The organism is Streptomyces sp. SID3343 (assembly GCF_009865215.1).
Classification (GTDB): Bacteria; Actinomycetota; Actinomycetes; order Streptomycetales; family Streptomycetaceae; genus Embleya.
In genome coordinates, this window is sequence record NZ_WWJX01000899.1 from 1 (window position 1) to 1,353 (window position 1,353).

Here is a 1,353-nt window from a genome sequence, read left to right on the forward strand (position 1 = left end):
CGCGATGATCTTCCAGGACCCCCGCGCGCACATCAACCCGGTACGCACCATCGGCGACTTCCTCACCGAGGGCCTGCGCACCAACCTGGGCATGCGCGCCGGCGCGGCCCGGCGCGAGGCCGTCGGCCTGCTCGCCGAGGTCGGCATCGACGACGGTGAACGCCGCCTGCGGCAGTATCCGCACGAGTTGTCCGGCGGTCTGCTCCAGCGCGTGATGATCGCCTCCGCGCTGGCCGGCCGGCCACGCCTGATCCTCGCCGACGAGCCCACCACCGCGCTCGACGTCACCCGGCAGGCCGAGGTCGTCGCGATCCTCGACCGCCTGCGCCGCGAACGCGGCCTCGGCCTGCTGTTCATCACCCACGATCTCGACCTCGCCACCGCCATCTGCGACCGAGTCTCGGTGATGTACGCGGGCTCGATCGTGGAGAGTCGCACGGCCGCCGACCTGTACGCGCGGCCCCGCCACCCGTACACGGCGGCCCTGCTCGGCGCACGCCCCTCCATCGAGGCCCGGGTGGCCCGCCTGCCCGTCGTGCCCGGACGCCCGATCAGCGCGTTCGAGGCCCCACCCGGTTGCGCGTTCGGCAACCGGTGCCCCTGCGCCGAGGACGCGTGCCACACCGACGCCCAGCGGCTGCGCGTGCTCGACGGCGGGGCCGTGCGTTGCCGCCGCGCGGGCCAACCCGGCGTTCCCGCGACCTTGATCCCGAGCCCGGCCGCTGCTGCGAAGGAAATCCCGTCATGACTCGCGACACCGCCGTGCCCGAGGAGAGCCCGGGCCCCGCCGCGCCTGCCGCAACCGCCGTGCCCGTCGTGGTCGCCGCGCCTGCCGCAACCGCCGCGCCCGTCGTGGTCGCCGAATCGCTGCGCAAGGTCTTTCGGGTGCACGGGGGCCGAGGCCACGAACGCCAGGACTTCGTCGCGGTCGACGACGTGTCGTTCACCGTGCCGCGCGGCGGATCCCTCGCCGTGGTGGGCGAATCCGGTTCCGGCAAGACCACCCTCGCGCGGATGCTGCTGGGCTTGGAGCGGCCGACCGCCGGACGGATCGTCGTCGACGGCGCCGACCGCACGCGTCCGTCACGGCGTACCGCCGAGCGACGAGCGCACGCGCGGCGGATCCAACTGGTCTTCCAGGACCCGTACAGCAGCCTCGACCCGCGTCAACCGGTCGGTGACGCCATCGCCGAGGTGGTGCGCCTGCACTTCGACCTCGACACCGCCGCCCGCAGTACGCGGGTCACCGAACTCGCCGACCTGGTGGGCCTGGACGCGCGCATGCTCAAGTCGCAGCCACGCGCCCTGTCGGGCGGCCAGCGGCAACGCGTGGCCATCGCCCGGGCGTTGGCC

2 protein-coding genes are annotated in these 1,353 nt (G+C 74.1%); both read left to right on the forward strand.

Annotated features, from left to right (window positions below):
• The coding region (locus GT354_RS27675) for an ABC transporter ATP-binding protein (RefSeq protein ID WP_161359099.1) at positions 1-748 on the forward strand (748 nt) is incomplete at its 5' end.
• Positions 745-1,353: ATP-binding cassette domain-containing protein (locus GT354_RS27680; RefSeq protein ID WP_161359100.1), on the forward strand; the 609-nt coding region annotated here is incomplete at its 3' end. The genes GT354_RS27675 and GT354_RS27680, both read left to right, overlap by 4 nt.